The organism is Prauserella cavernicola (genome assembly GCF_016595675.1).
GTDB lineage: Bacteria > Actinomycetota > Actinomycetes > Mycobacteriales > Pseudonocardiaceae > Prauserella_A > Prauserella_A cavernicola.
Genome location: NZ_JAENJH010000010.1, coordinates 114,360 through 138,061 on the forward strand (window position 1 = coordinate 114,360; position 23,702 = coordinate 138,061).

Annotated in this window: 22 protein-coding genes and 1 riboswitch; of the genes, 12 read left to right on the plus strand and 10 right to left on the minus strand. The window is 69.9% G+C overall.

Features of this window, described 5'->3' with window-relative positions; translation table 11 throughout:
• Window positions 1–4: 4 nt before the first annotated feature.
• Complete coding sequence (locus JHE00_RS29175) at window positions 5–610, minus strand: CYTH domain-containing protein (protein ID WP_200324328.1); 606 nt, start codon at window positions 608–610, stop codon at window positions 5–7.
• A gap of 68 nt (window positions 611–678) precedes the next feature.
• Between JHE00_RS29175 and JHE00_RS29180 the strand changes: the two genes are divergently transcribed.
• From JHE00_RS29180 to JHE00_RS29200, 5 genes are all read left to right on the plus strand, one after another.
• Complete coding sequence (locus JHE00_RS29180) at window positions 679–1,419, plus strand: methyltransferase domain-containing protein (RefSeq protein WP_230425168.1); 741 nt, start codon at window positions 679–681, stop codon at window positions 1,417–1,419.
• Window positions 1,420–1,474: 55 nt separating this feature from the next.
• Window positions 1,475–2,074, plus strand: coding sequence for an ArsR/SmtB family transcription factor (locus tag JHE00_RS29185; RefSeq protein ID WP_200324330.1), 600 nt, complete (start codon window positions 1,475–1,477; stop codon window positions 2,072–2,074).
• A complete protein-coding gene (locus JHE00_RS29190) occupies window positions 2,071–2,478 on the plus strand; it encodes a VOC family protein (protein ID WP_200324332.1) in 408 nt (135 codons plus the stop codon). Before JHE00_RS29185 ends, JHE00_RS29190 begins: the two co-directional genes overlap by 4 nt.
• Before the next feature lie 9 nt (window positions 2,479–2,487).
• On the plus strand, window positions 2,488–3,243 hold the full coding sequence (locus JHE00_RS29195; RefSeq protein ID WP_200324334.1) for an SRPBCC family protein: 756 nt from the start codon (window positions 2,488–2,490) through the stop codon (window positions 3,241–3,243).
• Window positions 3,244–3,334: 91 nt separating this feature from the next.
• On the plus strand, window positions 3,335–3,769 hold the full coding sequence (locus JHE00_RS29200; RefSeq protein ID WP_200324336.1) for a hypothetical protein: 435 nt from the start codon (window positions 3,335–3,337) through the stop codon (window positions 3,767–3,769).
• A 6-nt stretch (window positions 3,770–3,775) separates the two neighbouring features.
• Here JHE00_RS29200 and JHE00_RS29205 read toward each other — a convergent pair whose 3' ends face one another.
• The 3 genes from JHE00_RS29205 to JHE00_RS29215 are packed head-to-tail and all read right to left on the minus strand — an operon-like array spanning window position 3,776 to window position 5,934.
• Window positions 3,776–4,885 (minus strand): AI-2E family transporter, encoded by a 1,110-nt coding sequence (locus JHE00_RS29205; protein ID WP_307832167.1) that lies wholly within the window; start codon window positions 4,883–4,885, stop codon window positions 3,776–3,778.
• A complete protein-coding gene (locus JHE00_RS29210; protein ID WP_200324338.1) occupies window positions 4,882–5,271 on the minus strand; it encodes a DUF2237 family protein in 390 nt (129 codons plus the stop codon). Before JHE00_RS29210 ends, JHE00_RS29205 begins: the two co-directional genes overlap by 4 nt.
• Window positions 5,272–5,331: 60 nt before the next feature.
• Window positions 5,332–5,934, minus strand: coding sequence for an NUDIX hydrolase (locus tag JHE00_RS29215; RefSeq protein WP_200324340.1), 603 nt, complete (start codon window positions 5,932–5,934; stop codon window positions 5,332–5,334).
• A 29-nt stretch (window positions 5,935–5,963) separates the two neighbouring features.
• On the opposite strand from JHE00_RS29215, the gene JHE00_RS29220 reads away from it, so the two are divergent.
• A complete protein-coding gene (locus tag JHE00_RS29220) occupies window positions 5,964–6,695 on the plus strand; it encodes an SDR family oxidoreductase (RefSeq protein ID WP_200324342.1) in 732 nt (243 codons plus the stop codon).
• A 47-nt stretch (window positions 6,696–6,742) separates the two neighbouring features.
• On the opposite strand, the gene JHE00_RS29225 is transcribed toward JHE00_RS29220, so the two are convergent.
• Both JHE00_RS29225 and JHE00_RS29230 read right to left on the minus strand, forming a co-directional pair.
• On the minus strand, window positions 6,743–6,994 hold the full coding sequence (locus JHE00_RS29225; protein WP_200324344.1) for a GntR family transcriptional regulator: 252 nt from the start codon (window positions 6,992–6,994) through the stop codon (window positions 6,743–6,745).
• Window positions 6,995–7,147: 153 nt separating this feature from the next.
• Window positions 7,148–7,981, minus strand: a complete 834-nt coding sequence (locus JHE00_RS29230; RefSeq protein ID WP_200324585.1) for an IclR family transcriptional regulator — start codon at window positions 7,979–7,981, stop codon at window positions 7,148–7,150.
• A 1,308-nt stretch (window positions 7,982–9,289) separates the two neighbouring features.
• Between JHE00_RS29230 and JHE00_RS35340 the strand changes: the two genes are divergently transcribed.
• A complete protein-coding gene (locus JHE00_RS35340) occupies window positions 9,290–9,841 on the plus strand; it encodes a helix-turn-helix transcriptional regulator (RefSeq protein ID WP_230425169.1) in 552 nt (183 codons plus the stop codon).
• A gap of 343 nt (window positions 9,842–10,184) precedes the next feature.
• Here JHE00_RS35340 and JHE00_RS35985 read toward each other — a convergent pair whose 3' ends face one another.
• Both JHE00_RS35985 and JHE00_RS29245 read right to left on the minus strand, forming a co-directional pair.
• Window positions 10,185–11,057, minus strand: coding sequence for a helix-turn-helix domain-containing protein (locus JHE00_RS35985; RefSeq protein WP_200324346.1), 873 nt, complete (start codon window positions 11,055–11,057; stop codon window positions 10,185–10,187).
• A gap of 49 nt (window positions 11,058–11,106) precedes the next feature.
• Complete coding sequence (locus tag JHE00_RS29245) at window positions 11,107–11,973, minus strand: helix-turn-helix domain-containing protein (RefSeq protein WP_200324348.1); 867 nt, start codon at window positions 11,971–11,973, stop codon at window positions 11,107–11,109.
• Between the two features lie 283 nt (window positions 11,974–12,256).
• Here JHE00_RS29245 and JHE00_RS29250 point away from each other — a divergent pair, with 283 nt between their 5' ends.
• Window positions 12,257–13,357: a hypothetical protein gene (locus tag JHE00_RS29250; protein WP_200324350.1), complete on the plus strand. Its 1,101-nt coding sequence runs from the start codon at window positions 12,257–12,259 to the stop codon at window positions 13,355–13,357.
• Here JHE00_RS29250 and metE read toward each other — a convergent pair.
• Window positions 13,327–15,633, minus strand: a complete 2,307-nt coding sequence (metE, locus tag JHE00_RS29255) for a 5-methyltetrahydropteroyltriglutamate--homocysteine S-methyltransferase (RefSeq protein ID WP_200324352.1) — start codon at window positions 15,631–15,633, stop codon at window positions 13,327–13,329. The genes JHE00_RS29250 and metE overlap by 31 nt on opposite strands.
• 45 nt (window positions 15,634–15,678) lie before the next feature.
• A riboswitch (cobalamin riboswitch) is annotated at window positions 15,679–15,902 on the minus strand.
• A gap of 227 nt (window positions 15,903–16,129) precedes the next feature.
• Window positions 16,130–17,818: an EAL domain-containing protein gene (locus tag JHE00_RS29260; protein WP_200324354.1), complete on the minus strand. Its 1,689-nt coding sequence runs from the start codon at window positions 17,816–17,818 to the stop codon at window positions 16,130–16,132.
• A gap of 447 nt (window positions 17,819–18,265) precedes the next feature.
• Here JHE00_RS29260 and JHE00_RS29265 point away from each other — a divergent pair, with 447 nt between their 5' ends.
• The 4 genes from JHE00_RS29265 to JHE00_RS29280 all read left to right on the plus strand — a co-directional run bounded on the left by JHE00_RS29265 (window position 18,266) and on the right by JHE00_RS29280 (window position 23,701).
• Window positions 18,266–18,799, plus strand: coding sequence for a class I SAM-dependent methyltransferase (locus tag JHE00_RS29265; RefSeq protein WP_200324356.1), 534 nt, complete (start codon window positions 18,266–18,268; stop codon window positions 18,797–18,799).
• Between the two features lie 928 nt (window positions 18,800–19,727).
• Window positions 19,728–21,431 (plus strand): glycine/sarcosine N-methyltransferase, encoded by a 1,704-nt coding sequence (locus JHE00_RS29270; protein WP_200324358.1) that lies wholly within the window; start codon window positions 19,728–19,730, stop codon window positions 21,429–21,431.
• 40 nt (window positions 21,432–21,471) lie between these two features.
• Complete coding sequence (gene metK / locus JHE00_RS29275) at window positions 21,472–22,671, plus strand: methionine adenosyltransferase (RefSeq protein ID WP_200324360.1); 1,200 nt, start codon at window positions 21,472–21,474, stop codon at window positions 22,669–22,671.
• A gap of 52 nt (window positions 22,672–22,723) precedes the next feature.
• Window positions 22,724–23,701 carry a carbohydrate kinase family protein gene (locus tag JHE00_RS29280; protein ID WP_200324362.1) on the plus strand — a complete coding sequence of 326 codons (978 nt, stop codon included), beginning with the start codon at window positions 22,724–22,726 and terminating at the stop codon, window positions 23,699–23,701.
• Window position 23,702: the final 1 nt, after the last annotated feature.

Sequence of the window (23,702 nt, forward strand, 5' to 3'; positions counted from 1 at the left end):
CCGGTCAGCCCGCGGCGGGCGGCAGGTGCTCGCCCAGCACGCGCCGCAGCTTCGACGGCCACGTCGACGGCAGTACGCCGATGCCGCGCAGCGCCTCGGTCACCTGGTCGAGCAGGCTGTCGTCGGCGTCGTCGGTGAGCTCGACCTCCAGCTCCCGCCAGCTGTCCGGCCCGGTGCCCTTGCCCGCCTCGGCGGTCACGTGGTCGTCCACCAGCGTCGCGAGTGGACGGTCCTGGCCGTCGAGCAGCGAGTAGGAGAACCGTGTCGTGGTGATGCGGGCGACCGGCACCAGTGGCTCGTCGCCGGTGCGGTCGCGGACCTTCTCGGCCAGTGGGGCGGGGATGGAGCTCGTGGAGCCGAGCGGCTCGGCGACCTCCTCCCGGTGCCCGTCGGGGCGCGGCAGCTTGAGGTGCCAGCCCGCATCGGTGCCGCCCGTGCGGCGGCGCAGTGTGATGCCGGAGCCGAGCAGCCGGTGGTCGCGGACGTCGTAGTAGGTCGCCTCGAGCACCGACTTCACCGGTTCGGCCTGCCTGGACACCGGGCCGACACCGTCGAGGCGGGGTACCGCGGCGTCCAGGTCCAGCTCGAACTTGGCTTCCCTCTCGATCATTCTCGCCCTCTCCCTCGTCGTGCTCGGTGTCCTGCGTGGCCAAGCCCCTGACGTTACTGTCTGCGGGCATGGATCGTGAGGACGCAGAACTGCCGGACGCCATCGCCAGAGCCCTCCCGCTGTTGCGCGACGCGCCGCGGGCGCCGGACGTCAGCCGTGGCTACCTCGACCTCCTCGGCTCGACGGCGCACGAACCACCGGGCCCGGTCCAGGCGCTGTGGGAGTCCTCCGCGGGCACGGCCGGCTACGACGCCGCGCAGGGACTGGGGCGGCGGATCTTCTCCTCACTGCGGCCGCCCGCAGGGGCGCTGCGCCTGCCTCAGGGAGGGTTCGCGCTCGACGTGGGGTCCGGCCCTGGCGGGGTCACGGCCCAACTCGGACGCGTCGTCGGCCCCGACGGGCTGGCGCTGGGCGTCGACGTCTCGGAGTCCATGCTGGCGAGGGCCGTGCGTGCGTACGGATCGCCCAACGTGGGTTTTCTGCGCGCCGACGCGCGGCGGCTGCCGTTTCCCGACGGGACGGTGGACGCCATCACGTGCCTGGCCGTGTTGCAGCTGATCCCCGAACCGCTCGCGGTGGTGGCGGAGCTGATGCGCGTGCTCGCGCCGGGCGGCAGGCTCGCGATCATGGTGCCGAGCCCCGGCGGCAGGCTCACGTCGCGCCTGGGCGGGCTCGTCGCGGAGCCCGCGGGCGTGCGACTGCTGACCGGTGACGAGCTGGCCGAGACGCTGCACGCGAGCGGCGCCGCCACGGTGCACACGCGGCAGCAGAGCTTGGTGCTGAGGGTCCTCGCGAGGAAGGCGGTCTGAGTCCGACAACAGGACATGTCTTGACAAGACTTCTTGTCGGTGAAACCGTGGCCGCATGCACGAAGTCGCGGTGATCGAGGACCCCGAGGCGGCCGAGGTCTCACTGGACCCGGTGCGCGCCAGGCTGCTCGCCGAGCTGGCGGAGCCCGGTTCGGCCAGCACGCTCGCCCAGCGCATCGGCCTGCCCCGGCAGAAGGTGAACTACCACCTGCGCGCACTGGAGCGGCACGGTCTGGTCGAGCTGGTCGAGGAACGGCGCAAGGGCAACGTCACCGAACGCGTCCTGCGGGCGAGTGCGGCGTCCTACGTGATCTCGCCGAACGTCCTCGGCGCCGTGCAGCCCGATCCCGAGGACTCGCCAGACAAGCTGTCCGCTCGCTGGCTGCTGGCGCTGGCCTCACGGATGGTGCGCGAGATGGGCGAGCTCATCACCGGTGCCACCAAGGCGCGCAAGCGTTTGGCGACGTTCGCCGTGGACGGCAAGGTCCGCTTCGCCTCCGCCGCCGACCGCGCCGCGTTCGCCGACGAACTGGCCGCCGCCGTCACTGGCCTCGTGTCGAAGTACCACGACGAGAACGCGCCCGGCGGCCGAGACCACCGGATCGTCGTCGCCGTGCACCCCTGCGCCGAGGGTGTCACGAAGGAGACCCCATGAGGATCAACCTCACGAGCGTGCTGGTGGACGACCAGGACAAGGCGCTGGACTTCTACACCGGCGTGCTCGGCTTCGTGAAGAAGAACGAGTTCCCGGCCGGCGGGGCCAAGTGGCTGACCGTCGTCGCGCCCGACGGGCCCGGCGACGTCGAGCTGCTGCTCGAACCCGACGCCAACCCCGCCGTCGTGCTCGACGGCAGGCCGGCCGCGCAGGTCTACAAGAAGGCGCTGTACGACGCCGGCATCCCGTGGACGACGTTCACGGTCGACGACGTGCCCGAGGAGTACGAGCGGCTGCGATCGCTGGGCGTGCGGTTCCAGGGCGAACCCGCGTACACGGGCGAGGTCGCTTCCGTCGTCTTCGACGACACGTGCGGCAACCTGATCATGATCGTGTCGGGCTGAGGGGGCCACGTGAGCGAGCGGCGCAGGCTGGAGAAGCGGATCGAGCTCGACGCCAGCCCCGAGGAGGTCTGGGAGGCGGTGTCGACCACCGCCGGGCTCTCGGTGTGGTTCGTGCCCCACCAGGCCGACGAGTCGGGTGAGGTCTCCGCCGATTTCGGCGACGGCAACACGCAGGCGGGCAAGGTTCTCGCGTGGGAAGAGGGCAGGCGCGTCGTCTACGGCGGCCCTGACGACGAGTCCGAGCAGACGGCCGCCGTCGCGCTCGAGTTCCTCGTCGAGGGCAGGGACCGCGGCGGCACCGTGCTCCGTTTCGTCCACAGTGGATTTGCGGGGGACGAGGACTGGGCCGACGAGTACGGGCAGCACAGCAGGGGCTGGGACCTGTTCTTCCGCAACCTCGTCGCCTACTTCGAGCACTTCGCGGGTCTTCCCGTCACGGGTGCCGTGGCGACGGCGTTCACGGAGCTGGGCGGCGACGAGGTGTCCGACCGCCTGCACCGCGCGCTGGGCGTGGCGACGTCGGCGGCGCCCGGCGAGCGGGTCCGGCTCAGCCCGGCGGGGCCCGCGCCGGTCGACGGCGTGCTCGACGTGCGTGAGCCGGGCGTGCTGGGCGTCCGGTCCGCGGACGGCCTCTACCGGTTCCTCGGGCTCGGCGGCGGCACCCACCGCATGGTCAACGTGACGATCTACCGGTACGGCGCCGACGTCGACGGGGCCTCGCTGACGGGCTCGTGGCAGACGTGGCTCGACGGCGTCATGCGGTAATGCGGTGACTCCGACCCCGGCCTGAACGCCGAGGACCGCGAGTCACCTGATCGTGGCGTACGCTCGGGCGCCGGCTCAGGAAGGTGGTGTCATGACGGGCAGGGATGCCGAGCTCATCCAGGAGGTCTGCGACACGCTCGTGGCCGCTGTGCCCGGCGGCTCCCGCCGCGTGCGGCTCCACGTGTGGGCCAGCGTCGTCGTCTTCCGGCTCGAGTTCTCGGTCGGCACCGCCGACGGGCAGGCCGCCTCCGTCGAGACGCCGCCCGAGCTCACGGGCACGCTGACCGAGCTGCGCCGGGAGATGTACGCGCCGGACAGGGGCACCTGGTTCTCGGCGTGGTTCGATCTGCGAGCCGGTGAGCCGCCTGAGGCCGGGTTCAACTTCGACCGCGACCCGCGCTGGCTGCCCGACGTTCCCGCCGCGGTGTTCGCCCGCGACCTCGAGTCGTTTCCCCGCGCCGACGAGTACATCCCGCGCTGGTTGCGGGAGCGGCTCGCCGAGGCCGCCGTCGCGCGGGCGAGCTGACCCGTGCTAGTCGTCGTCCACTGAGGACTGCTCGTCGGGCTCGGCCTTCGGTGGCGGTCTCGGGGGCCTCGCGGCGAGCAGCACGCCGATCCAGCGGTTGTTCGGGTCCACGTCGATGAGCAGGGCCTTGGCCATCAGCGTCAACGGGATGGCCAGCAGCGCACCGAGTGGCCCGATCGCCCACGCCCAGAACACCAGCGCGAGGAACGACAGAGTGACGCTGATGCCCACCGCGTCACCGACGATCTTGGGCATCACCACGCTCTCCACCACGAAGTTGATCGCGATGTAGAGCACGATCACCAGCAGCATCGTCCCGGGACCGCCCTCGAGCAGTGCGAGCAGCGCGGGCGGTACCAGGCCGAGTACGAAACCGATGTTGGGCACGAAGTTCGTGATGAACGCCAGCAGTCCCCACACGAACGCCAGCGGGATGCCCAGCACCAGCAGCAGGATCACGTCGAAGAACGCGGTGACGAGCCCGAACGCCGTGGTGACCCACAGGAACCTGCGGGTGCCCGAGGCGAACGACGACAGCGCCGTCACCACGTCGCCGCGCTCACCGGCGATCCCGGTGAGCCTGCTGCGAAAGCTCACCGCGTCCATGCCCATGAACAGCACCACGAGCACGATCAGCAGCAGGTCGGAGGCGACACTGGCGACCTGGCCGAGCACGTTCTGCAGCACGCCGACCACGCTGCCCAGGTCGAGCTGGGCCAGCGCGTCCTGGATCTGGGTCTGCTGGATGCCGAGGCGCTGGAGCAGATCCGTGACCTGGTCGACGAGTGCGTTGAACTGGTCGCTGTAGGCGGGCAGCTGCCGCACCAGCTCGGCGACGGCGAACGCGAGTGAGCCCGCCAGCAACGCGAGCAGCAGGTACGCGGTGAGGATGCCCGCCGTCGCCGCGAGCCACGCGGGAACACCGCGACGCCGCAGCCACGAGACGACGGGGCTCACGGCGAGCGTGAGGATCAGCGCGAGGAAGACCGGGCCGAGGATCCCGCCCAGGCTGCGGATGCCCGCGACCACCACCACGAGCGCGGCCATCCCGACGAGCACGACGAGCCCCCGCGGCAGCGGCAGCCCCGCCTTTCCCGAGCTCGCCGGCTCGGTCACCACAACCCGCTGGGATCAGCGGGTACGTCGACGGCGTGTTCCTGCAGTGCGCCGAGGGGGATCACGTCGGTCGCGCGTTCGTGCGTCGAGGCCAGCACGACGGGCGGCGCGTGACCCGCCTCGTACGATTCGAGCCACCTGGCGGCGCACACGCACCACCGGTCGCCGGGAACCAGCCCACGGAAGCCGTACTCGGGTCTCGGGGTGACGAGGTCGTTGCCCGTCGCCTTCTGGTGCGCGAGGAACTCCGCCGAGACGACCGCGCAGACGCTGTGATTGCCGAGGTCGGCGGGTCCGGTGGTGCAGCAGCCGTCGCGGTAGAACCCCGTGAGGGGATCGGTGCCGCAGGGCTCCAGGTTCCCGCCGAGCACGTTGCGATCGGTCATGGCCCCAGCCTGGCACGTGTGCCGCCGATGCGGCAGTGGTTTCCCGCCCGTTCGGACGCGCTAACGCCAGGCGAACACCGGCTGCTCGAACCCGGCGACCCGCGTGGTCCTGCCGCGCAGGACGAGCTCGCGGAACTGGTGCAGCACGGCGCCGGTGGGGGCGTGCAACAGCGTGTCGAGCACCGGCAGCTGAATGACGGGCCGGTCGGACTCGGGGATGTGCACGAACCGCGCGTCCACGTCGAGCTCGGCCAGCGAGAGGAACACCAGCCTGGCGACCTCGTCGGGGTTGGGGCTGGTCGCGGGCTCGGCGCCGGCCCACAGCACCACGGGCGTGATGACGTAGCCCGAGCGCGTCACGTAGTCGTCGAGCCTGCCGAGCACGTGGTCGGGGCCGAGCTCCACGCCCAGCTCCTCGTGCAGCTCCCGCAGCGCCGCTGTCACGGCGTCCTCGCCCTCGTCGAGGCGACCACCCGGCAGCGCCCACTGGCCCGCGTGCGCGCGCAGCGTGGGTACGCGCCTGGTGACCCACACGCCCTGTTCGCCGTCGCGTTCGACCAGCGTGATCGCGACGGCGGCGGCGCGCTTGCCGTTCGCCGGTTCGCGGACCGAGGGAAACGCGTTCAGTGCTCCGGCGACCTCGCTGCGAACGACCTGCGGCATCCGGCCATCGTAAGGGCATACTCGGGCACGTGAGCGGACTTGTGATCATCACCGGGGGCAGCAGGGGTATCGGCGCGGCGACCGCGCGGCTGCTCGCGGCGCACGGCTGGGACGTCTGCGTCGGCTATCGCGATGAGGCCGACGCCGCCGAGAAGGTCGCCGCCGACTGCAGGGCGCACGGCGTCGAGGCGCTCGCGCTGCGGGCCGACGTCGCGGTGGAGTCCGACGTCGTGGAACTGTTCGACCAGGCGCAACACCGGCTCGGGCCGGTGCGCGGCCTCGTGAACAACGCCGGTGTCGTGGCCCCGCAGTCGCGGGTCGCCGACCTCGACGCGGCCCGCATCGAGCGCGTGCTGTCGGTCAACGTGCTGGGCGCGTACCTGTGCGCGAGGGAGGCCGTGCGGCGGATGAGCGACGGTGCGGCGATCGTCAACGTCTCGTCGCGAGCGGCCGTGCTCGGCGCGCCGGGGGAGTACGTGGACTACGCGGGGGCCAAGGCCGCGGTCGACGCGCTCACGGTGGGGCTCGCCAAGGAGGTCGCGGGCGACGGGATCCGGGTGAACGCGGTCCGGCCGGGGCTCATCGAGACCGAGATCCACGCCAGCGGCGGGGAGCCGGGGCGCGTCGCGCGGCTCGGGCCGTCTGTGCCACTGGGCAGGGGCGGACGGGCGGACGAGGTGGCCGAGGCGATCCGGTTCCTGCTCTCACCGTCGGCGTCGTACGTGACAGGCACGATCGTGGACGTCAGCGGCGGGCGCTGAGGACGTTCAGGGCTCCACTGTGGAGCAGGCTGACCAGGAGCGGCGGTTCAGCGTCTGGCGACGAACGTGCCCTTCGACTTCAGCGTCTGCACCAGGCCACGGTCGCGCAGGATCTGGGTCGCCTTGCGGACGGTGTCCAGCGCGACGCCGTACTCCTCGGACAACGCCCGCTCGCCGGGCAGTCTGCTGCCGGGGGCCCACTCGCCGTTCTCGATCAGGCCGACCAGGTGCTCGGCGAGCAGCTCGTACTCGTACCCCGTTTTGTTCTCGGGGTTGTACTTCTTGGCGGGACCGCTCATACAGCGAACCTTAGAACGGTCCTGAGCTGCACGAAGTGGCAGAACGCGGGGTAGCGCGCTAGGGTGCGGCACTTCTGGCGCCGCCGAGAACGACAGCTGCCCGGCATCGTGGGTGCCGGGCAGCCGCGGGGTAGTGACACCGCGACCCGCCGGTCAGGCGGGCGTCTGGTCGAGCTGGAGGTCTGCGATCGGGTTGGTGGTGATCTGCTCGGCGACGTCGAGCAGCTTCTTGGCCGCCTTCTCCACGTCCTTGAGCGTGAACCGTGCCGACGGCGCGCTGATGCTCAGAGCGGCGGGCAGGTGGGTACCGAGCAGTGGCGCCGCGATGCACCGTCCGTCGGGAGCGTTCTCGCCGTTGTCGACGGCGTAGCCGAGCCTGCGCACCTTGGCGAGCTCGTCCACATAGGCCTCGATGGAGGTGATCGTGTTGTCGGAGTGCTGTTCCATTCCGGTGCGTTGCAGCAGGTCCCGCAGGCGGGCCTCGGGCAGCCGCGAGGCGATCGCCTTGCCGAGCGCCGTGGAGTGCAGCGGGTCGCGGTCGCCGCGCGAGGCCGCCGAGCGGACCTTGTGCCTGCTCTCCACGATGTCCACATAGATCACGTGGTCGCCGTCGAGGATGCCGAGGTTGGCGGTCTCCTCGAACTCGTCGCGCAGTTCCTCGAGCCACGGTCTGGCCCGTTCGCGCAGCACCTCGAGGTGGCGCGACTGCATGCCGACGAACCCGAGGCCGAGGCGGTACAGGCCAGTCTGTTCGTCACGCTCCACGTAGCGGTGAGCCTCGAGCGTCCACAGATAACGGAATGCGGAGGATTTCGGTAGTTCGGTGGCCTGTCCGACTTCGATCAGGGACACCCCGTCGATCGAATTCTGCAGCAGGTTCAGAATCGAGCAGACGCGTTCCACCGCGCGAACCGTGTAGTCCCGCTCTTCGCCGATGGAAGCCTCGTCCGAGTTCCCGTTCTGCCCCTGGTTCCTTCGCCGTGGCAGCGTGCTCACTTCCCCTCAGAAAATCGGACCGGACATTTCAGAAGCCTAGCGCGTCTCACCTGGTGAAGCAGGGGGCCAGCAGGTGGGAACGATGGTGTGCCGAGCGCGGCCCTGCGAGTGGTCCGACCACGTGGCGGGCCTGCCAGGCTCCTGGTAGTGAGGCTCGTCCGGCCGACGTCTTTCTGTTGCCGTGGCTCAACTCCGCGACGTGCGCCGGTCTGGTCGGCGGAGGTCGCCGCCGGATCGGGTGATGGAGGGCGGCGGTGCCCGACCGTCGTCGCCGGCCCGGACGAGGACACTCCACATGAGACGATCGGCGCCTGCGGGGAGTTCGACTCGGCCGGGTCCGCGCCGTTCGCCGCCACCTCGGCTACGCGTGGGGTCGCCGCCATCAAGGCTGCCGCGGCGCCAGTGTGGACGGGTGGTCGAACTGAAAAACCGACTGTTGGACCGGTCCAATGGCCGCGAGTAAACTTCTCGACGCGGTGACTGTCGCGAATGCGGCCTCGTCAGCGCGCGTGATGCGCGTTTGACTCAGCAGGACGCGTTTCGCAGGTGAACCACTGGTCGTACTCGCGATTCATTGAATGAACTATTCATTTCTGGGTGGGGGCCGGGCATGTGCCATGAGAGGGCGATCCGCAGCCGCGTCGGCGCGCGGGCGCTCTCGCGCGCGCTCTGTCGGACGGTCACGGTCGCCGAGTTGGAAATCCACGCACACCAAGGGATCTGGTCGGCCCCCTCGCCGCTGCGGTCAGGGGTGGAGCAGGTCGGAGTCCGAGCTCCTGCCGCGAGTGTTCTCGCGGCAGGAGTGGGTATGGCACAAGGCGTTGAAATCTGCAATTTGCTGATCGCAAACCACACCCATTTGGTGGTACCAGCGGCCCCTGGGCCGAAAGACGCTAGCTTCGGAGGAGGTGAAGCGGGGAAAGCCGAGTCCCGATCGACACCCCGGGCGCGTTCATGATTCACAGACTTTCAAGCCGGTTCGAAAGATCTCGACCGACTGGGCCTGAGAGCGCGACGCCAGGGCGACGACGACCCGGCTCGACGACTGGGGACGAGTTACCTCGGCTATCGAGGCGACGCTGTGCGATCTCGGCAGGTTCGTCGAGATCATCGAGAGCTACCTGGAGCAGGCCCACGCATGGGGAGTCTCGCGCCCGAGGCGGGCGCGAGTGTGAGGGCACCGCGGACAGGGAATCCGCAGACATTGCAGTATCACGCGTCGCACGTACGGTCGTTCGCCATCACGTTCCGCCACCCGGACAACGAGACTCCATCCCGGACCCCGCCTAAACGATGATCATGTATTCATACAATGCGCACGAAGAGCGCGACGAGAAGTACGACGGCCCGGTGACGAGCCCGAGATTCCCGGTCGTGGAGAACCCGCCCATCATGGAGAACCACCCCGGCCTGGAGGACCTTCCGGGAGCGGAGGACCTGCCCGCTCAGGCGGACCGCGCCGTTGTGGCGGACCCGCCTGTCGCGGCGGACCCGCCCGTCGTGGCCGGTCCGCCCGCGGTGGACTCGCCGGTAACGGAGGGTATGCCCGTCGTCGAGGGCCGGCCTGTTGCGGAGAAGGAACCCGAGCCTGCGAAGGACGACAGCGGCGAGGAGCCCATCTGGGAACTGGTGAGGCGGGTCCGCAAGCTGCGCGGACTGACGCAGTACCAGCTCGCGGACGTGCTCGTGGACCTCTCGTCCAACGAGAGCGTGAGCCGCGACGAGGTGGCGCGCTGGGAACGCGGAAAGCGTGTGCCGGGGCCGTACTGGCGCCGCTGGCTCAGTGCCGCGCTCGACGTGCCCAGCGAGGAGCTCGCCGCCGCGGTGCGGTGCGGGCGCAGGCTTCGCTGATCCCGGACGGCGACATGCGGTCCGCGCCCGGCCTCGGTCCGCGGTTCGGCGAGGGGCTGCCGAGAGCGCCGAGTCGCGTCCCGGGAGCTCGCTGGACCGCTGGCTGGTCGACCGGGCGTCAGGGCTCGGGCCGGACTCCCCTGTCCACAGTGGATTTCGTGGTGGCGTGCGCCTGACCAACGCGGTGTAGCGCGGCACGGAGTAGGCTGCTACGCTGACCGCGGCTGCTGTTTCAGGACCGTTCATCCGCAACACGTGGCCGCGGGCGGCGTGGCCAGTGCTCCTTTCGGGTTCCGGCCACGTCGCCACCTGACAGCGCCGGGGCCGATCGAAGGGGGTGTGGCTAAGGAGCGTGCCGTCGCCGGAGCAGCCGGCCGATGGTCTCTCGCGACTGCTCCAGGGGGAGCGCGTGCCGCAGCAGGGCCGACCATCGCGCGCGGTACCGGGCGACCTTGCCCGGCTCGCGGAAATGCACCCAGTCCGCCGCGGTCTTGACGAACACGGCGCCCGGGTCATCGTCGAGCTCGGCGGTCAGCTCCAGAAGTGAGAAGTTGCCTTCCACGCCGGTTGCGGCGTCCGACGGGACGATCCTGATCGTGACGCCGGGACGTTCGGCCAGGGCGTCCAGCCGGGCGAGCTGCTCGGTCAGCACGTCCGGCCCGCCGATCTCGCGGCACAGCACGGATTCGTCGATGATCACGGTCAGCTCGGGTGGCTCGTCCTGGTCGAGGATCGCGCGCCTGCCCGGCAGCAGTGCCCGGTGCAGTTCCGGCAGTGCCGGCTCCGCGATCCGGTGCAGCGCCTCGGCATAGCCCGGGGTCTGGACCAGATCGGGCACAGTGTGCGGGGCGTAGCAGCAGATCGCGGTCGCCGAGGACTCGAAGTTGACCAGTAGTTCCAGCTGGTGCAACTCGGCGGGTTTCTCGGACCGCTTCACCTGGGGAAGGATCTGTTGCCACCACAGGGTTCTCGCTCGTGACCGGTCGATGACGGTCGAGTACGGGCCCACGAGATGTCCGTGTCCGAGCTCCTCGAGCACCAGCGTGAGGTAACGCCTGCCGACGAGGCGGGTCGAGGACTCGAAATGGCGCACGCCCGAGGCGCTCCTGCCCAGTGCCGCGGCGAGTTCGCCGGGAGTGCGGCCGCTGGCCTCACGCAGTGTGGCGATGCGCGCGGCGAACCAGTCCGCGGTGACGACAGGGGTCGGTGCGACCACGGGGACCGTCCTTCGGCGCTGGGGTCACGGGCGAAGCTCGCCGGTCACTCTAGCCCGCGAACTCCTCGATCAGCGCGCGCGAGTCGGTGGTCGGCAGCGCCCGCTCCTCCAGCAAGGTCCACACCTCGTCGAAGGGATCGATGTCCTGCGGATCCTCGTAGTAGAGATCGTGCGCCGCGGTGCGCACGTGCACGATTCCCGGATACGTCGGCAGTTCCGGCAGCAGCGCGATGCGCGTGAAGCTCCCGCCCGCGCCGGCGTGCGCGCCGGAGTCCTCGGTGAGCACCCGGATGTCGATGTTCGGCCGCGTCGCCAGTTCGGCGAGGTGCGCCAGCTGGGCCTTGAACACGTCCTCGCCGCCGACGCGCCTGCGCAGCACCGACTCGTCGAGCACGCTCAGCACCTCGGGCGGATCCGCCCGGTCGAGCACGTCCTGCCTGCCCTCGGCGAGCCTGCTCCACAGCTCGACCTCGTCGTCGCTCGCGTGCGGCATGCTCGCGCGCACCATCGCCGTGGCGTAGTCGCGGGTCTGGAACAGCTCGGGTACGAACTGCGCCTGGTAGCTGCGCACCGTGACGGCGGAGGCCTCGCAGCTCAGCAGAAGCTTGGCGTGCTCGGGTACGAAGTCGGCGGGAAACCGGTTCTCCCACCAGTCCTTCCAGCTGCGCTTGCCCGCGTTCGCGAGCAGCGACTGGAAGTTCGGGATCTGGTCGCGGCAGCCGTAGGTCGACAGGAGTGCGTCGACGTCGGCGAGCTGGGGGAGATTGCGGCCGCGCTCCACCTGCATCAGTGCCTTGTCGCCGGTCTCCTCCGTCGACTCGGCCGCGGCCCTGAGGTTGAGGCCCTTGGCGTTGCGCATGCGCTTGAGCTCGCGGCCGACTGCTCTTCTCACCGCGGTCTTGCCCGGCTCGACCAAGTCGCCACCTCTCGGCGTGGGTGGGTACGCGGCAGCGTTCACCCGAATTGGCCACGCCGGGCTGTAGCGGACTACATACGTAGCGCGCTACATTGGGCGAGGCTTCGTGCTGTTGACACCTGTCACGTTAGCCCCCGGTGGCCGCGGCCGTGACACCCCCTGGAACGCGGTCGCGTCGCCGGTGCAACCACGTCGTCGGCCGGGAGGAGGTCCGGTGGCCGCAGTGCCACGCCGGGTGTGTGAGGCGGGAAACCGCCTTGCCGGGACCAGATGGGGGAAGTCCGTGAGTATCAGTGGCGCAGGCGATCGAGCCAGGCTCGCGAGGGCGGTGGAAGAGGCCCGCGTGCGGGCCGACCGGTTCGCCCCCGACGACTGGAGCGACCTCGCCTACCGGGCGCGCCGGGAGGTCGCCGACATCGAGGCGTGGGAGCGGCGCAGGAGCGGCAGGGCCGTGCGGCTCTGGACCGCGCGGCTCGAGGTCCGCGCGGCCGCCCTCGACGAGGACGACGCGCAGCTGCGGCTCGCCGGGTATCTGCGGCATCCCTTCCACCGCACCGGCGATCGGCCGTCGCTGTACTACGTGGACACTCCGGAGCGGTGCGGGGAACCGGCGAAGGGGGAGCGCGAACGTCTCGACGCCGACTACCCGTGGTCTGCTCTGGAGTACCTCGCGCGGCGTGAACCGTACGGCCCGTTCGAGCGGGCGCACGTCGACCACTATGCCGATTCACTGACCTCGGGCCGCGCGCGCCTGCTCGCCCGGCACGGCGAGCGGAACGAGCCCGCACTCGTAGCGCGCGGCCCGCTCCCACCGGGAACGAGGCTCGGGTACTGGCGAGTCCGTCAGCGGGTGCGGTTCCTCGCCGGACCGGGCGAGGCCCACCCGAGGGCGGACGAGCTGGCCGGGACCATTGTGGACGGAACCGGTCGACAAGTCGCCACGGTGACGTCCGTCGAGGCCGACGACGGGTACCCGAGCCCGGCCGACGGGCACTGGGTGCACCCCGCCGACGGTGTTGGCCCGTTCGGTGCGGGTGCGCTGTGGGACGACTACGACGCCGCCGAGCACGACACCGGCCTGCCCGGCGCGCTGGCCTCGGTACTCGGCCGGGCGGCGGAACACCTTCGCGCGGCGTTCCACCGGGACGCCGCGGACTGCGCGGTCCCCGACGCCGCGCGAGAGGCCCGCTCGGCCGCGTTGCGGAACGCGGCCGAGCGGGCCCGGTCGATCGCGGAGGGCAAGCCGCCCTCGGAACTGCGGCGGCTCGCCGCCGAGGCCGACCGGCTGGCCGGTCACCTCGACGACGAGAACCGCGGTGAAGATGCCGAACGCTTACGGCACCAGGCGGCGATCTACCGGCGGCTCTCCGTCGCGGAGTCCTGACGTGCCGCCTTCGCCGCGTCGACGAGCGCCCGCAGCGCGGGCTCGATCTCCGGATAGCGCCGGGTCTTCAGCCCGCAGTCCGGGTTGACCCACAACCGCTCCGCGGGCAGTGCCGCCACGGCGGCCGCCAGCGACGTGCGCAGCTCCTCGCTGCCGGGCACCCGCGGCGAGTGGATGTCGTACACGCCGGGGCCGACGGCCCTGCCGAACCCGATGCCGGCCAGGTCCTGCACGACCTCCATATTGGACCGAGCCGCCTCCAGTGAGGTGACGTCGGCGTCGAGCGCGTCGATGGCCGTGATCACGTCACCGAACTCGGAGTAGCAGAGGTGCGTGTGGATCTGGGTGGCGTCGGCGACCCCGGACGTCGCCAGCCGGAAGGCGGCGACACCCCACTCCACGTACTCCTGTTGCCGGTCGCGCCGGGGAGGCAGCAGTTCGCGCAACGCGGGCTCGTCCACCTGGATGATCCGCAACCCGGCCCGTTCCAGGTCGGACACCTCGTCGCGCAGGGCGAGCGCCACCTGGTCGGCGGTCTCCGCGAGCGGTTGGTCGGCGCGCACGAACGACCACGCCAGCATCGTCACCGGCCCGGTCAGCATGCCCTTCACCGGCCGGTCGGTGAGCGACTGCGCGTAGGTGCTCCAGTCGACCGTCATCGGCCGTGGCCGCGAGACGTCACCGTGCAGGATCGGCGGCCGCACGCAGCGGGACCCGTACGACTGCACCCAGCCGAACTCGGTCGCCGCGTACCCGTCGAGCTGCTCGGCGAAGTACTGCACCATGTCGTTGCGCTCGGGCTCGCCGTGCACGAGCACGTCCAGCCCGATGTCCTCCTGCAGGCGCACCACCCGCTCGATCTCCGTGCGCATCGCCGTCGTGTACTCGGCGGCGTCGAGACGACCCGTCCGCAGTCCCGCGCGGGCCGCACGCACCTCGCCGGTCTGCGGGAACGAACCGATCGTGGTGGTCGCCAGCTCGGGCAGCCCGAGCCTGCGCCGCTGCGCGTCGGCTCGCCGCTCGAAACTCGCCCTGGCGCGGTGTTCCGGCCGCAGCGCGGCCAGCCGGGCACGCACCTGGTCGTCGCGCCTGCCCTCGACCCGCGTCGCCTCGTCGGCGGCGGAAAGCTGCCCGGCGACGGCCTCGGGGCCCTCGCGCAGGGCTCTGCCGATGGTCACGACCTCGGCCACCTTCTGCTCGGCGAACGCGAGGCGCCGCCGCAGCGGCTCCTCCAGGTCGTGCTCGGCGTCGAGGTCGTAGGGCACGTGCAGCAGCGAGCACGACGTCGAGACGCCGAGATCGCGGACCGAGCCGAGCAGCCCGGCCGCCGTGCTCACCGCGGCGCGCAGGTCGGTGCGCCACACGTTGCGGCCGTCGACGAGCCCCGCGACCACGGTCTTGTCGCGCAGCTTGCGTTCGGTGCTCACCTCGGCCAGTGCCCGCTCGTCGCTGACCAGGTCCACGGCCAGCGCCTCGACATCGGTGCCCGCGAGCACGCCGAGCGCGTCGCCGAGCCTGCCGAAGTAGCCGGCCACGAGCAGCCGGGGCCGCGACGGCAGCGCGGACAGCCGCGTGTAGGCGTGCTCGAGCGCGCGCAGCTCGGCAGGGGTGCGGTCGGCGACGAGCGCGGGTTCGTCCAGCTGGACCCACGCCACGCCCTCGTCCGCGAGCCGCGACAACAGCTCCGCATAGCTCTCGATCAGCCCGTCGAGCAGGTCGAGCGGCTGGAAGCCGGACGGGGAGCCGGGTGCGGCCTTGGCCAGCAGCAGGAACGTCAGCGGTCCCGGCAGCACCGGGCGCGTGACGATGCCGAGGGCCGAGGCCTCGCGGTACTCGGCGATCGGTTTGTCCGTGGTGAGCGCGAACCGGGTCTCCGGCGAGAGCTCCGGCACCAGGTAGTGGTAGTTGGTGTCGAACCACTTGGTGAGCTCCAGCGGGGCGAGGTCGTCGCGCCCGCGGGCCATCGCGAAATAGGCGTCCGTTGTGGACAGATGACGGTACCGCCGCGGCACCGCGCCGAAGAGCTGCGCGGTGTCGAGCATCTGGTCGTAGAACGAGAACGTGTTGCCCGGAACCGAATCGAGCCCGCTCGCGGCGAGCTTCTCCCAGGTCGTCCTGCGCAGCTCGGCCGCGGTGGCCTGGAGCTCGTCGGAGTCGATGCGCCCCGCCCAGTAGGACTCGAGGGCCTTCTTCAGCTCCCGGCGCGGGCCGATTCTCGGGTAGCCGAGCACGGTGGAACCGATGGACTCGTTCAGGGCATGACTGTGTTGCGACATTGCCTCAGCTCTCTCCTCGCGAGACTGGTGCAGACGCGCGCACCGGCGGTACGCGCGGCGGTGGCAGGTATTCGGACTCGCGGGCGTGCGCCGGATCGTCTCCGGCGTTCCTACTGGCCGTCGCTTCCCAGGCCGCGTGTGCCCAGTGCGTCTTGACGGCGGTCGTTCCCGCTCACCGCTGCGGGGGCAGTCCTGGACTCACACCAGGTTCCCTCTTGCCTCGCCGGTCCCGGTCTGGGACGCGACGAACCACCAGCACGCTCGACTATACGTCGTCGGCGCCCGGCCAGACAGGAGATGCACGACGATGGAAATCTATGCAAAACATCACCGATGGCGTATGCTCAAACATGAAGCTGATCGCAAAGAGTTTCATGTTTGCGTAGCCTGTCCGGCGCCCGAGAGTCCCCCTCCCCAGGGCGCCGGCACCTGAGAGTGCCCCGGTGCTGAACCCCCAGCAGCACCGGGGCACTGTGCTCTCCGGGGTTGCCCCGGCTCAGCTCGCGGGGCGCTGCTTGGGCATCTGCTGCGGGTTGAGCCCGCGCAGGATCTCGATCCGCTCGGTGCCGGGCCAGCTGTTGACCCAGCTCGACCCCTGCACGTCCTTGGCGCTCTTCTTGAGCGGTGCGAGCAGGCGCGAGATCTCGCGGTAGGAACCGACCGACGCGCCCGCGCACACCAGCGTCGCGAGCGAGACCGTGACGGCGAGCCCCTCGGCGTACCACGGTGAGTCGAGCAGGTGGTCGGCCACGGTGGTGATCTTGTCGACGTCGCACGCGATGAGGAAGTCGTCGCCTCCGACATGGCTGACCGTGACCCCGCCGAGCTTCGCGGCCAGGTCGCCGAGCTTGCGGCCGAGCGCCCTGATCAGGTCGTCGCCCGCGGCGAACCCCACCGTGTCGTTGACCTTCTTGAAGGCGTCGACGTCGATCCAGCCGACCACGAGCGGCTGGTTCGCGGCGATCCGCCGGTCGACGTCGCGGGCGACCGTATCGCTGCCGGGCAGCCGCGTCAGCGGGTTGAGGGCGGCCGCCTCCTCGATCTTGGCGTCCGCGAGCCCGCGCACGACCTCGTGCACCAGCACGACGCCCTGACAACGTCCGGTGTCGTCGATCACCACCACGTCGTCGGCCGTGCGGTCCCAGTCGGCGTCGGTCACCAGGTCGAGCAGCTCCAGCGCCGCGGCGCCGTGCCGGATCACGTGCGGAGCGTCCGCGAGCCGCTCGGCTGGCCGGTTGGCGTGCAGTGCGTGGCCGAACGGTCCGGTGACCGCGAGCAGGAACCGGGTGCGGTCGATCGACCACTGTGGACGGCCGTCGTCGTCGAGTCCGACGATGCCCGTCGGGGCGTCGTTGTCGATGAGCACGTTGCGGACCTGTTCGCACGTCGCGTCCAGCGGCAGCGTCGTGGCGGGACGCAGGTAGTCCTTGACCGTGGGGGTGCTCGTCGGGGCGAACGTGTGCGGGCCCTGATGCCCTTCCGGTGTCGCGAGAGTGATGGAGCCCGTCGACACCATGCCCTTGCGAGCGGGGGCGAACAGATTGCCCTGCACGATCCGGATACCGAGGCTGCGGACGGTGTCGAGCTGCGCCTCCGTCTCTATCCCGGTGGCCACCAGGCGGACGGCGGTCCGGGCCGCGAAATGCACGAGCGACTCCACGAGCGCGACCGTCGCCGGGTCGTCGGGCAGCCTGCGCAGCGCCGTGCGGTCCATCTTGACGAGATCGACCTTCGACTCCGCGAGCAGGTTGAGCGGGAGATCGCCGGCGCCGAGACCGTCGAAGGCCAGCCGGAAGCCGAGCTCGCTCAGCCGCGCCAGGCCGGCGAGCAGCGCGCCGGGCGCGATGCCGTGGAAGGGCGGGCCGATCTCGAGCACGACCTCGCGGGGCCGGCGGCTCGTCTGGCCGAGCGCGTCGAACAGAGCCTGCAGCGCGGGCTTGGGCGCGGCCGCCGTGAGTGCCGTCACGTTGAGGTGCAAGGGAAGGAGTGTGGCGTGCGGTGCCTCGTCGAGCACGGCGCGGGCGGCGAGACCGACGTCGACCTCGACCAGCCGGCCACGCCGGAGGGCGGAACCGAGCAGGTCGCCGACGCCGCCGGACGCCGGGCGTGCCAGTGCCTCGACCGCCACGACCCCGCCCGTGTGAAGGCTGTACAGCGGCTGGAACGCGAAGCGAACCTGGTTCACACCGACTCCCACGCTCCGAATATTCACCCGCTTCTGGCCCGCATCAGTGAAAAGCTGCCTGATAGTTACACACCAATAACAGCGCAATCAACCTGGCGCGCACCACTGTCACCTTCCTGTTTAGGCCATCCAGCTGAAGTTCTGTTGAACAGCTACTGAGCAGTAGTGACAACAGGTGACCGTTACTGAATTGTGTGCTCGCGTGACCTCGCTGAGTAGGCGCGCGACCACGTGACCGGGGGCGTGCTGAGCACGGAGCACCTCCACGGCCGCTTCGACGAGCGCGCGTTGTGAGCCGTTCCCATCGTGCCGAGCACCGGAGGCGGGCGATCCCCGCGGTCGGCGCGCTGTTCGGCCTGCCGGAACCCGACGGCGGCGACGACGGGACGGCGCGGCGGAGGCGTTCACCTGCCGAAGGGCGCCCCGGTCCTGCAGTAGGTTCGCGACATGGCGACAGCGGCTGAGCGGCTGCGCTGGGCGGTGGACACCCTCGGCGTCGGCCCCGGCGACCGGGTGCTGGAGATCGGCTGCGGTCACGGCGTCGCCGTCTCGCTCGTGTGCGGGCGGCTCCGGGGCGGTTCGATCACCGCGATCGACCGCTCGCCGGTGATGATCGAGCACGCGGCGCGGCGCAACGCTGACCACGTCGAGCGCGGCACGGCCACGCTCGCGGCCACCTCGCTGCTGGACGCCGAGTTCGATGCGGAGTTCGGCTCCGCCCGGTTCGACGTCGTCTTCGCGATCCACGTCCCGGTGTTCCTGCGCGGCGACCCCGCGCGGGAACTGGCCGTCGTGCGTGGACTGCTGGCGCCGCGTGGCCGGTTCGTCGTCATCGGGCAGCCGCTGGACCCGGCGCAGGCCGCGCCGACGGCGACGCGGCTGAGCGCCGTGCTGACCGGCAACGGGTTCGCCGTGTCGGACGTGGTCGTCGAACGGCTGGAGAAGGGCCCCGCGGTGAGCGTCGCGGCGACGGTGGCGTGATTCTCCGTCTCTCGATCACCGGGTTCTGACTGTCTGGTGTGGACATCCACGGGCGGAGAATGCGAGGTCGTGGATTTGCCGGGGCCACGTTGCCCCGCGGATCGAAACGATTCTGGGGGTGGTGGTTGATCTGCCCCGTTTTCCCGGCCGGCGGCGCGAGCGCGACGAAATTTCCGGCGGGACCTGTCCCCGGCGCGCGCGATCCGGAAAATCGCGGCGCCACCCGTTCTCCGATGCTGTCGCGAACGGGGTTGCGTGCCGTGGGACGGCCTGCCACGGTGGTCCACCCCGGGTGCGCGGGCGAGTACCCGGGGTCGCCAAAACCGCTTGTGTTGATCATTACGCAACCTGTTGCTGAATACGCTACGAACTCAGCGTGAGCCCGCCTGTCGGAAGTTCGGGCGAGAAATCCGCCGGAATATCGACCCAGGGCAACCTTGAGTAGCATCGGCTACTCCAAACGAGTTATTTTGTTGCATGGCGCACATTTCGCTTGGACGGGGTGTCAAGTGGGCAACGGTATCGCGGCGCCACAACGCTCCTACCACGCGGTATACGCGTACGGGGTGCGTGTGGGGGCCGTGTTCGCGCAGTGCACGGCGGTACGGAATGCGTCCCACGGCGCTATACATGGGGTGAAATCGCACGTCACGCAATCGACGCATTGATCGGGTGCCGCTCACATCAATAGATTGGTTTCAGGCGGTTTGCACAGATCAGCGCCGATGTGCGCAACCCGGCCGAGTCGGGGTGGAGGAAACGGGTCTTGCGGGAGACCCGGTGTCGGCTGCGCTCACCAGCGCGCCGCAGGCCGCATTTCGGACTGACCGCGAAATCGTGGGTCCGGCCTGTTCTATTTCGGGTGCCATTTTCCGGCGAATCGAAGCGAGCCGTGACAGCGAGCCGTGACCGAGGAGGCAACGCGTAGATGAAGGAATCAACGGCCGACCAGACGGACGTGCAGACAGCCGTGACCGCGGAGACGTCCCGGCAGCAGGCGCATCCAGCGCAGGAGTTCGGGGCGGATCCGTTGACCGTGCGCGAGACCGGCCACTACACCAACGAGTACGTGAAGGGCTTCGTCGAGAAGTGGGACGAGCTCATCGACTGGCGCAAGCGCTACGAGAGCGAGGGCGGGTTCTTCGTCGACCTGCTCAAGTCCCGTGGGGTGAAGTCGGTGCTCGACGTGGCCACCGGCACGGGGTTCCACTCGGTGCGGCTCGTGGAGGAGGGCTTCGACACGGTCAGCGTCGACGGCAGCGCGGAGATGCTGGCGAAGGCGTTCGAGAACGGGCTCGACTACGGCGGGCACATCCTGCGCGTGGTGCACGCCGACTGGCGCTGGCTCAACCGCGATGTGCACGGCCAGTTCGACGCCGTGGTGTGCCTCGGCAACTCGTTCACGCACCTGTTCTCCGAACGCGACCGGCGCAAGGCGCTCGCCGAGTTCTACGCCGTGCTCAAGCACGACGGCGTGCTGATCCTCGACCAGCGCAACTATGACTCCATTTTGGACAACGGCTTCAGCAGCAAGCACACGTACTACTACTGCGGCGAGGCCGTGACCGCCGAACCGGAGTACGTCGACGAGGGCCTCGCGCGGTTCCGGTACCAGTTCCCGGACAACTCGCAGTACCACCTCAACATGTTCCCGCTGCGCAAGGACTACACGCGCACACTGCTGCGCGAGGTCGGTTTCCAGCGCGTCGAGACCTTCGGGGACTTCCAGGAGACCGTGAGCGCGGAGGATCCCGACTTCTTCATCCACGTCGCCGAGAAGCGCTACGTCGAGGCGGGCGACGAGTCGCGGACCTACTCGACCGCGGTGAACGTCGCCCGCGACTACTACAACTCCGGGGACGCGGACAACTTCTACTACCACGTCTGGGGAGGCGAGGACATCCACGTCGGGCTGTACGAGGCGCCCGAGGAGGAGATCGCCCCGGCCAGCAGGCGCACGGTGGAACGGATGGCGGGCAAACTCGGGCTCGCCGAGGGCGACCGCGTGCTCGACATCGGTTCCGGCTACGGAGGCGCGGCACGCTACCTCGCCAAGACCTACGGGTGCAAGGTGACGTGTCTCAACCTCAGCGAGGTCGAGAACGAGCGGAACCGCCGGTTCTCCGAGGAACAGGGACTGTCGCACCTCATCGAGGTCGTCGACGGGTCGTTCGAGGATCTGCCGTTCGAGGACAACGAGTTCGACGTCGTGTGGTCGCAGGACGCGATGCTGCACAGCGGCGATCGGGTCCGCGTGCTGCAGGAGGTGACCAGGGTCCTCACGCCGAGGGGCCAGTTCCTGTTCACCGACCCGATGGCCGCCGACGACTGCGACAAGATGTCGCTGCGGCCCATCCTCGACCGCCTGCACCTCGATACGATGGGATCGCCGTCGTTCTACCGCCGCGAGCTGGCCAGGCTGGGCATGTCGTCGGTCGAGTTCGAGGACCACACTCAGCAGCTCGCGACGCATTATGGACGGGTTCTCGAGGAGACCGAGCGACGTAACGGGGACCTCTCTGGCAACGTTAGTACCGAATATCTGACGCGGATGAAGATCGGACTGAAGAACTGGGTCGAAGGTGGTCGTGCGGGCAACCTGGCGTGGGGGATCTTCCACGTCCGCGCGTGAGCCCGAGAGTCCCCGTCCCCCCAACGGCAAAGGAAACACTGTGACTGCAAATCGAAGGTTGTTCACGAGCGAGTCGGTGACCGAGGGCCACCCGGACAAGATGTGCGACGCCATCAGCGACTCCATTCTGGACGCGATGCTCGCCGCCGACCCCCGCAGCCGCGTCGCGGTGGAATCCCTGATCACCACCGGCCAGGTGCACGTGGCGGGCGAGGTCACCACCGATGCCTACGTCGACGTACCGACGCTGGTGCGCGACAAGGTGCTGGAGATCGGCTACGACTCGTCGGCGAAGGGCTTCGACGGCGCGTCGTGCGGTGTGAACGTGGCGATCGGTTCGCAGTCGCCGGACATCGCGCAGGGTGTGGACACCGCGTACGAGTCGCGGTTGGAGAACGCGCTCGACGACCTCGACAAGCAGGGCGCCGGTGACCAGGGGCTGATGTTCGGCTACGCGTGCTCGGACACGCCGGAGCTGATGCCGTTGCCGATCGCGCTGGCCCACCGCCTCTCGCGCAGGCTGACCGAGGTGCGCAAGAACGGCACGATCCCGTACCTCCGTCCCGACGGCAAGACACAGGTGACCATCGAGTACGCCGGTGACCAGCCGGTCCGGCTCGACACCGTGGTGATCTCCAGCCAGCACGCCGAGGGCATCGACCTGGACAAGATGCTGGCCGTCGACCTCACCGAGCAGGTGCTCAAGCCGGAGATCGCCTCGCTCGGGCTCTCGGCCGAGGAGCCGAAGGTGCTCATCAACCCGACGGGCCGCTTCGTGCTCGGCGGGCCGATGGGCGACGCGGGCCTGACGGGTCGCAAGATCATTGTCGACACCTACGGCGGCATGGCCCGTCACGGTGGTGGCGCGTTCTCGGGCAAGGACCCGTCGAAGGTCGACCGCTCGGCGGCCTACGCCACGCGCTGGGTCGCCAAGAACATCGTCGCCGCCGGCCTGGCCGAGCGCGCCGAGATCCAGGTCGCCTACGCGATCGGCAAGGCCGCGCCCGTGGGCCTGTTCGTGGAGACCTTCGGCACCGAGAAGGTGGCGCCGGAGAAGATCCAGGCCGCGATCGACGAGGTGTTCGACCTGCGTCCCGCCGCGATCATCCGCGACCTCGACCTGCTGCGGCCGATCTACTCCCAGACCGCGTCCTACGGGCACTTCGGGCGCACCGACGTCGACCTGCCGTGGGAGCGTACCGACCGGGCTCCCGCGCTGAAGGACGCCGCGAAGGCGTGAGCCGCACCGCACGGCAGCCCCGCCAAGACGACCCGAGGAGTGTGCCCCTGTCATGCGCATCGCTGTGACCGGCTCGATCGCGACCGACCATCTGATGGTGTTCCCCGGCAAGTTCGCCGACCAGTTCGTCGAGGACCAGCTGGAGAAGGTGTCCCTGTCCTTCCTGGTCGACCAGCTCGACATCCGCCGTGGCGGTGTCGCGGCCAACATCTCGTTCGGGCTCGGCAGCCTCGGCATGACGCCGGTGCTGGTCGGCGCCGTGGGCACCGACTTCGACGAATACCGATCGTGGCTGGAGCGTCACGGGGTGGACACCAAGTCGGTGCACGTCTCGCAGACCAGGCACACGTCGCGGTTCCTCTGCACCACCGACGAGACGCAGGCGCAGATCGCCTCGTTCTACGCGGGGGCGATGGAGGAGGCCCGTGACATCGAGCTGCGCACGGTCGCCGACCGGCTCGGCGGGCTCGACCTCGTGGTGGTGGCCCCCAACGACCCGGTGGCGATGGTCCGGCACACCCAGGAGTGCCGGGAGCGGGGCTACGCCTTCGCCGCTGACCCGTCGCAGCAGCTGGCCCGCATGGAGGGGCCGGACGTCCGTTCGCTGGTGGAGGGCGCGTCGTACCTGTTCACCAACGAGTACGAGACGTCGTTGCTGCTCAAGGTCACGGGCTGGTCCGAGAAGGAGGTCTTCGACCGCGTCGGGCTGTGGGTCCGCACCCACGGTCCCGACGGGGTGCGGATCGAGGGCAAGGATGCCGAATCGGTGACCATTCCGGCACACAAGGTGACGGAGGAGACCGACCCCACCGGCGTCGGCGACGCCTTCCGGTCGGGCTTCCTGTGGGGCGTCCACGCGAGGCTCGGGGTGGAGAGGTCTGCCCAGGTTGGCTGTACGCTGGCTGCGATCGTGCTGGAGAGCGTCGGGACCCAGGAGTACACATTGGACAGGGCTGACCTCTCTGAACGCGTCGCCAGGACCTACGGCAATGACGCCGCGGCCGAGATCGAGTCGAAACTGCGAGTGTGAG

What these genes read in the sequence shown, in the direction of transcription:
- JHE00_RS29175 (WP_200324328.1), bottom strand. Translation starts at nt 610, where the DNA reads ATGATCGAGAGGGAAGCCAAGTTCGAGCTGGACCTGGACGCCGCGGTA.
- JHE00_RS29180 (WP_230425168.1), top strand. Translation starts at nt 679, where the DNA reads ATGGATCGTGAGGACGCAGAACTGCCGGACGCCATCGCCAGAGCCCTC.
- JHE00_RS29185 (WP_200324330.1), top strand. Translation starts at nt 1,475, where the DNA reads ATGCACGAAGTCGCGGTGATCGAGGACCCCGAGGCGGCCGAGGTCTCA.
- JHE00_RS29190 (WP_200324332.1), top strand. Translation starts at nt 2,071, where the DNA reads ATGAGGATCAACCTCACGAGCGTGCTGGTGGACGACCAGGACAAGGCG.
- JHE00_RS29200 (WP_200324336.1), top strand. Translation starts at nt 3,335, where the DNA reads ATGACGGGCAGGGATGCCGAGCTCATCCAGGAGGTCTGCGACACGCTC.
- JHE00_RS29210 (WP_200324338.1), bottom strand. Translation starts at nt 5,271, where the DNA reads ATGACCGATCGCAACGTGCTCGGCGGGAACCTGGAGCCCTGCGGCACC.
- JHE00_RS29215 (WP_200324340.1), bottom strand. Translation starts at nt 5,934, where the DNA reads ATGCCGCAGGTCGTTCGCAGCGAGGTCGCCGGAGCACTGAACGCGTTT.
- JHE00_RS29225 (WP_200324344.1), bottom strand. Translation starts at nt 6,994, where the DNA reads ATGAGCGGTCCCGCCAAGAAGTACAACCCCGAGAACAAAACGGGGTAC.
- JHE00_RS35340 (WP_230425169.1), top strand. Translation starts at nt 9,290, where the DNA reads ATGTATTCATACAATGCGCACGAAGAGCGCGACGAGAAGTACGACGGC.
- metE (WP_200324352.1), bottom strand. Translation starts at nt 15,633, where the DNA reads ATGTCGCAACACAGTCATGCCCTGAACGAGTCCATCGGTTCCACCGTG.
- JHE00_RS29265 (WP_200324356.1), top strand. Translation starts at nt 18,266, where the DNA reads ATGGCGACAGCGGCTGAGCGGCTGCGCTGGGCGGTGGACACCCTCGGC.
- JHE00_RS29270 (WP_200324358.1), top strand. Translation starts at nt 19,728, where the DNA reads ATGAAGGAATCAACGGCCGACCAGACGGACGTGCAGACAGCCGTGACC.
- JHE00_RS29280 (WP_200324362.1), top strand. Translation starts at nt 22,724, where the DNA reads ATGCGCATCGCTGTGACCGGCTCGATCGCGACCGACCATCTGATGGTG.